Below are 6,031 nucleotides of genomic sequence, written 5' to 3' on the forward strand. Positions count from 1 at the left end.
GGGTCCCCTCCGCTCCTCGGCCCGGGGCGCCCGCGCGGCGCGCCCGGGCCGCGGCGCGTCCCGGGGTGCACGCCGCCCCCGCGGCACGCCGGCGGTCGGCCGTGGCACCCTGGTGCACCGTGACCACAGGTGCGAAGCGGCGGACGCCGCACTCCGAGGACGACCGGGGACCGGACGAGGCGGCACGCCGCAGGAACCCGGTGGGCGGCCACATCCGCGTCGCCGGCGGGCTGGCGCGGACCGGGCTGAGCCATGCGGACTCCCTGGACGCGGAGTGCGTGCAGGTCTTCGTGGCCAACCCGCGCGGCTGGGCCACTCCGACCGGCGACCCCCGGCAGGACGCGGCGTTCCGTGAGGGCTGCGCCGAACGAGGGCTGCGGGTGTTCGTCCACGCGCCGTACCTCATCAACCCCGGCTCCCACTCCCCCGAGACCGCGCGCCGCTCGGTGGAGTCGCTGCGGCACTCGCTGCGCCGCGCGGCGGAGATCGGCGCCGAGGGTGTCGTCGTCCACACCGGCTCGGCCACCGGCGGCCGGCACCGCTCGGTGGCCCTGGCGCAGGTCCGCGACCTGCTGCTGCCTCTCCTGGAGGAGTCGGAGGACCGTCCCGGCGCTCCGGCGGGCGGGGACGCCGACGCCCCCGGGGCGCCCCGGCTGCTGCTGGAGCCGACGGCCGGGCAGGGGGCGTCGCTGTGCTCGCTCCCGGAGGAGCTCGGCCCCTACCTGGAGGCGCTCGACGGGCACCCGCGGGTGGGGGTCTGCCTGGACACCTGTCACGTCTTCGCCGCCGGTCACGACCTGGCCGCGCCGGGCGGGGCGACAACGCTGCTGGACCGGCTCGACGCCGCGGCGGGCCCGGGCAGGCTGCGGCTGGTGCACGCCAACGACTCGCACGACGTCACCGGCTCCCGCCGCGACCGCCACGCCAACATCGGCTCCGGCCACATCGGGCCCGAGGCGTTCGGCGAGCTGCTGGCCGACCCGCGCACCGCCGGGGTGCCGCTGGTGATCGAGACCCCCGGAGGCCACGAGGGCCACCTCGCGGACATCCGGCTGCTCAAGAAGCTCCGGGGCGCGGCCGACTGACGGGCCGTGGGCGGCGGTGCGCCGGCGCCGGCGTCAGAGCTGCGGCCCGTCGCCGGGTTCCTCCTGGTAGGAGTGGCGCTGCTCCTCCCACACCTCGCCGAGGTTGTGGTAGCCGCGCTCCTCCCAGAACCCGCGCCGGTCGGTGGTCATGTACTCCACCCCGCGGACCCACTTGGGGCCCTTCCAGGCGTAGAGGTGCGGCACCACCAGGCGGACCGGGAAGCCGTGTTCGGCGGTGAGTGCCTCGCCGTCGCAGTGCGTGGCGAACACGGCGTTCTCCGCCGCGAAATCCGCCAGCCGGATATTGGTGCTGTAACCGAATTCCGCCCAGACCATCACATGGGTCACTCCGGGAGCGGGGGGCGCTGCCTCCAGCACGGTTTTCGTCCGCACCCCGCCCCATTCCGCGTCGAGCATGCTGAATCGGGTGACGCAGTGCAGGTCCGCCGTGACCGTCGCGTACGGGAGGGCGGAGAACTCGGACAGGTCCCAGCTGTGCACGGCCCCCTCGGCCGTGGCGCCGAACACCCGGAAGTCCCAGCGTTCCGACCGGAACCGCGGGACGGGCCCGTAGTGGGTGACCGGCCAGCCCCGCTGGACGCGCTGCCCCGGTGGCAGCCGTCCCGGCGCCGGCCGCGCGCCCGAATCGTCCGGAAGTCCCATGGCACCCATGGTGACAGACCCACCCGGAGCGGTCGCACCGCCACCCCGGGCGGGGCCGCTCGGCCCTGCCCGGGGTGCGTCCCCTGCTGTCCCGCCGTCGGCCTCAGGCCTCGGAGGGCTGCTCCAGCAACTGGGCGATGTAGAGCGGCTCGCCGATCTTCTCGATGAGCTCCAACTGGGTGTCGAGATAATCGATGTGGTGTTCCTCGTCGGCGAGAATCGACTCGAAGATGTTGGCGGAGGTGACGTCGCCCTTGGCCCGCATCACCTCGATTCCGCGCCGGAGGCGGTCGATCGCCTCGACCTCGACCTGCCGGTCCGCCTGGAACATCTCCGTCACGGTCTGACCGACCCGGACGTGGAACAGCCGCTGGTAGTTCGGAAGGGCGTCGAGGAAGAGAATGCGGTCGGTCAGGATCTCGGCATGCTTCATCTCGTCGAAGGACTCGGCGCGCGTGTACTTCGCGAGCTTGATCCACCCGAAGTTCTCCTGCATCTTGGAATGCAGGAAGTACTGGTTGATCGCGGTGAGTTCAGCGGTCAACTGCTCGTTGAGGAACTCGATGACCTCGGGGTCGCCCTGCATCGCGCGGAGCTCCTTCCGGAAGGGGACGGTTGCTCCGCATGGTGGCACCGCCGACCCGATTACGTCCAGTAAGCGAAGGCTTACCATATTCCCGCGCCGACCACCGAAAGCATCGAACGGCACACCGCCGGGCCGGACAATTCCGTGCCGTCGGGACGAGGAATAGGGGCGCCTCGACTCCCGTTCCCCCGTGCGCGCCGCGGACCGGGAGCTCCCGGCGCCCGGCACGACGAAGCCGCCGTCCGGACGGACGACGGCGGGGAGAGCGGCGGGCGGCGGCGGGGCGGTGCCGCCCAGGTGCGCCGGCAGCCACCAGGTGTCCTTGTCGTCCCGCGGCGTGGCGGGGTAGGCGCGCTGCGCCGCCTCCAGCAGTTCCTGGACGCGCTCGCGGACGCGGGCCGTCACCGCCTGGGCGGACTCCTCCGGTTCGGGGGACAGCGGGCTGCCGACCCGGATCGTCACGGGGTAGTGGTTGCGCCGCAGGTCACGCGGGCGGCCCTTGGTCCACAGCCGCTGGGTGCCCCAGAGGGCGACCGGCAGTATCGGCACCTGCGCCTCCTGCGCCATGCGGGCCGCGCCGGTCTTGAACTTCTTCAGCGTGAATGACTGCGAGATGGTCGCCTCGGGGAAGACCCCGACGATCTCGCCGCGTCGGAGGGCGTCCACCGCGTGCCGGAAGGCGTGCTCCCCCTGGGCGCGGTCGACGGGTATGTGCTTCATGGCCCGCATCAGCGGGCCGGAGACCTTGTGCCGGAAGACCGAGTCCTTGGCCATGAACCGCACGAGCCGCTTGGAGGGCCGTGCCGCGAACCCGGCGAAGACGAAGTCGAGGTAGCCGATGTGGTTGCTCACCAGCACCGCGCCGCCCTCACGGGGCACGTTCTCCACGCCCTGGATGTCGAACCGCAGGTCGAGCGCCTTGAACAGGGTTCGTGCCGCGCCGACGACCGGGGGGTAGACGAGATCTGCCATGTGCGGGGGGTCCTCTTCCGTCCGGGCCAGGGGGAGGGTGTGCCCCCTCGGGCAGGGACACTAACCTACGCTTCCGTAACTTCCTACGGCCGGTCGGCACTCCGTGTGAAAATCGGAGGACAAAGGCACTGCCGGTGACGGAAGCAGGACCGGACGCGACGCCGGCCCCTCCGCCCGGTGCACTGGGTGCCTGCCGGGCCACGCTGTGCTCCGGGCGGGCGCGGGCGCGGGTATCGGCGCCGAGGACGAGGGGAGAGCGGAGTGGCGGAACGGGCCGAAGCCGCGGAACAGGCGGAACAGGCGGAGCCGGTCGGGTCCGGTGAGGTGGGCGGCGCCCCCGTCGCCTGGTGGTCGGAGGCGGAGGGGCGGCTGGGCCGTGTCGCGACCCTGGTGCAGTTCTCCTCCGCGTTCTGCGCGCCCTGCCGCGCCACCCGCCGGGTGCTCGCCGACGTCGCCGGCATGGTCCCGGGTGTCGTCCATGTCGAGGTCGACGCCGACGAGCGGCTGTCCCTCACCCGTGCGGCGGATGTCCGGACCACTCCCACCACGGTGGTGCTGGACGCCGCCGGACGGGAGGTCGTCCGGGCCGCCGGTGCGCCGCGCCGGGCGGACGTCATCGCCGCGGTGGGGGCGGCGGCCGCCGCTGCCGACCGCTCCGACGCGTGACCGACTTCGCACCACCCCGCCGTCCCGCCGTGGTTTCGACTACGCTGTACTGGTGAGTAACAAAGAGGGGCGGGCAGTGCGGCGTCCCCACCCGCCGCGAGTCCCCTCCGGCGCATAGGCTGCCGGTCACGGCAGTCGAAGAGGACCCCGAGAGCAGGTAGGAGAGTCGGCGTGAGTCTGAGGATCGTTGTCTGTGTGAAGTACGTGCCCGACGCCAGCGGCGACCGAGCCTTCACCGAGGACCTGACCACCGACCGCGAGTCGGTCGACGGTCTGCTGTCGGAGCTCGACGAGTACGCGGTCGAGCAGGCGCTCCGGATCGCGGCCGAGGCCGACGACGCGGAGGTCACCGTCGTCACCGTCGGCCCGGAGGACGCCGAGGACGCCGTGCGCAAGGCGCTCCAGATGGGGGCCGACAAGGGGGTCCACGTCGAGGACGACGACCTCCACGGCACCGACGCCCTGGGCACCTCCCTGGTGCTGGCGGTGGCCATCGAGAAGGCCGGCTACGACCTGGTCGTCTGCGGCATGGCCTCCACCGACGGCGTCATGGGCGTGCTGCCGGCGCTGCTCGCCGAGCGGCTCCGGGTCCCGCAGGTCACCCTGCTCTCCGAGGTGGCCGTCGCCGACGGCACCGTCACCGGCCGCCGCGACGGCGACGCCGCCAGCGAGCAGCTCAGCGCGGCACTGCCGGCCGTCGTCTCGGTGACCGACCAGTCGGGCGAGGCCCGCTACCCCTCCTTCAAGGGGATCATGGCGGCGAAGAAGAAGCCCGTGGAGACGTGGGACCTGGAGGACCTCGACATCGAGGCGGACACGGTCGGCCTCGCGGGCGCCTGGAGCGCGGTCGAGGACGCCACCGCCCGTCCGCCGCGCACCGCCGGCGAGATCGTCACGGACGAGGGCGAGGGCGGCAAGCAGCTGGCCGGCTACCTCGCGGAGCACAAGTTCATCTGACCGCTCCCCGAGCCGGTCCCCTCACCCCACCGCCATCACGCAGGAGCGACAGATCATGGCCGAAGTCCTCGTCTTCGTCGACCACGTCGACGGTTCCGTCCGCAAGCCGACCCTCGAACTGCTCACCCTCGCCCGCCGCATCGGCGACCCGGTCGCCCTCCACCTCGGCGCCGGCGCGGCGGAGGCCGCCCCCGTGCTCGCCGAGTACGGCGCGGTGCGTGTCCTGACCGCCGACGCCCCGGAGTTCGGCGACTACCTGGTCGCCCCGCAGGTCGACGCCGTGCAGGCCGCCGTGGCCGCCGTCTCGCCCGCCGCGGTGCTCTTCCCCTCGTCCTCGGACGGCAAGGAGATCGCCGCGCGACTGGCTCTGCGCCTGGAGTCCGGTCTCATCACCGACGCGGTCGACCTCACCGCCGGTGACGACGGCCCGGTGGCCACCCAGTCGGTGTTCGCCGCCGGTTTCACCACGCGCTCCCGCATCACCCGGGGCACGCCGGTCATCACGGTCAAGCCCAACTCCACCAGCCCCGAGGCCGCCCCCGCCGCCGGCACCGTGGAGCAGCTGGAGGTCACCTTCGGCGAGCTGGCCACCGGCACCAAGGTCGTCTCGCGCACGCCGCGCGCCTCCACCGGGCGCCCGGAGCTGACGGAGGCCGCCATCGTGGTCTCGGGCGGCCGCGGCGTCAACGGCGCGGAGAACTTCGCGCTGATCGAGGCGCTCGCCGACTCGCTCGGTGCCGCGGTCGGCGCCTCCCGCGCCGCCGTCGACGCCGGCTGGTACCCGCACGCCAGCCAGGTGGGACAGACGGGCAAGACCGTCTCCCCGCAGCTGTACGTCGCCGCCGGTATCTCCGGGGCGATCCAGCACCGCGCCGGGATGCAGACCTCCAAGACGATCGTCGCCGTCAACAAGGACGCCGAGGCCCCGATCTTCGAGCTGGTCGACTTCGGTGTGGTGGGCGACCTCTTCACGGTCGTCCCGGCCCTCACCGACGAGGTGAAGAACCGCAAGGGCTGAGCCGGCCCCCGCCCCTCAGGCCTCGCGCGCGGCGCCGAGGTGGAGGGCGACCGGGTCGCCGATGCGGCGGGCGAGGGTGAGCAG

At 73.1% G+C, this 6,031-nt stretch carries 6 protein-coding genes and 1 pseudogene; 4 read left to right on the top strand and 3 right to left on the bottom strand.

The window, feature by feature from the left end; genetic code table 11:
• Positions 1-200: 200 nt before the first annotated feature.
• Complete coding sequence (locus HCN52_RS20955; RefSeq protein ID WP_312876812.1) at positions 201-1,085, top strand: deoxyribonuclease IV; 885 nt, start codon at positions 201-203, stop codon at positions 1,083-1,085.
• 33 nt (positions 1,086-1,118) lie between these two features.
• On the opposite strand, the gene HCN52_RS20960 is transcribed toward HCN52_RS20955, so the two are convergent.
• From HCN52_RS20960 to HCN52_RS20970, 3 genes and pseudogenes are all read right to left on the bottom strand, one after another.
• The gene (locus HCN52_RS20960; RefSeq protein ID WP_168090010.1) at positions 1,119-1,757 is read right to left on the bottom strand and encodes a sulfite oxidase-like oxidoreductase; all 639 of its coding nucleotides are present in this window, start codon (positions 1,755-1,757) and stop codon (positions 1,119-1,121) included.
• 94 nt (positions 1,758-1,851) lie between these two features.
• Positions 1,852-2,421 (bottom strand): bacterioferritin, encoded by a 570-nt coding sequence (bfr, locus tag HCN52_RS20965; RefSeq protein ID WP_312876813.1) that lies wholly within the window; start codon positions 2,419-2,421, stop codon positions 1,852-1,854.
• 180 nt (positions 2,422-2,601) lie between these two features.
• Positions 2,602-3,306: pseudogene (locus HCN52_RS20970) on the bottom strand (lysophospholipid acyltransferase family protein); the annotation flags it as partial.
• 324 nt (positions 3,307-3,630) lie between these two features.
• Here HCN52_RS20970 and HCN52_RS20975 point away from each other — a divergent pair.
• From HCN52_RS20975 to HCN52_RS20985, 3 genes are all read left to right on the top strand, one after another.
• Entirely contained in the window at positions 3,631-3,972 is a 342-nt protein-coding gene (locus tag HCN52_RS20975; protein ID WP_168090014.1) for a thioredoxin family protein, read from the top strand.
• 171 nt (positions 3,973-4,143) lie between these two features.
• Positions 4,144-4,929 (top strand): electron transfer flavoprotein subunit beta/FixA family protein, encoded by a 786-nt coding sequence (locus HCN52_RS20980; RefSeq protein ID WP_168090011.1) that lies wholly within the window; start codon positions 4,144-4,146, stop codon positions 4,927-4,929.
• A gap of 55 nt (positions 4,930-4,984) precedes the next feature.
• Complete coding sequence (locus HCN52_RS20985; protein WP_168090012.1) at positions 4,985-5,947, top strand: electron transfer flavoprotein subunit alpha/FixB family protein; 963 nt, start codon at positions 4,985-4,987, stop codon at positions 5,945-5,947.
• The last annotated feature ends 84 nt before the right edge of the window (positions 5,948-6,031 follow it).

This window comes from Streptomyces bohaiensis (assembly GCF_012033785.1).
In the GTDB taxonomy this organism is placed as follows: Bacteria; Actinomycetota; Actinomycetes; order Streptomycetales; family Streptomycetaceae; genus Streptomyces; species Streptomyces bohaiensis.

Coding starts and splice junctions, on each gene's coding strand:
- bfr (WP_312876813.1), bottom strand. CDS start 2,421: ATGGTAAGCCTTCGCTTACTGGACGTAATCGGGTCGGCGGTGCCACCA.
- HCN52_RS20960 (WP_168090010.1), bottom strand. CDS start 1,757: ATGGGTGCCATGGGACTTCCGGACGATTCGGGCGCGCGGCCGGCGCCG.
- HCN52_RS20985 (WP_168090012.1), top strand. CDS start 4,985: ATGGCCGAAGTCCTCGTCTTCGTCGACCACGTCGACGGTTCCGTCCGC.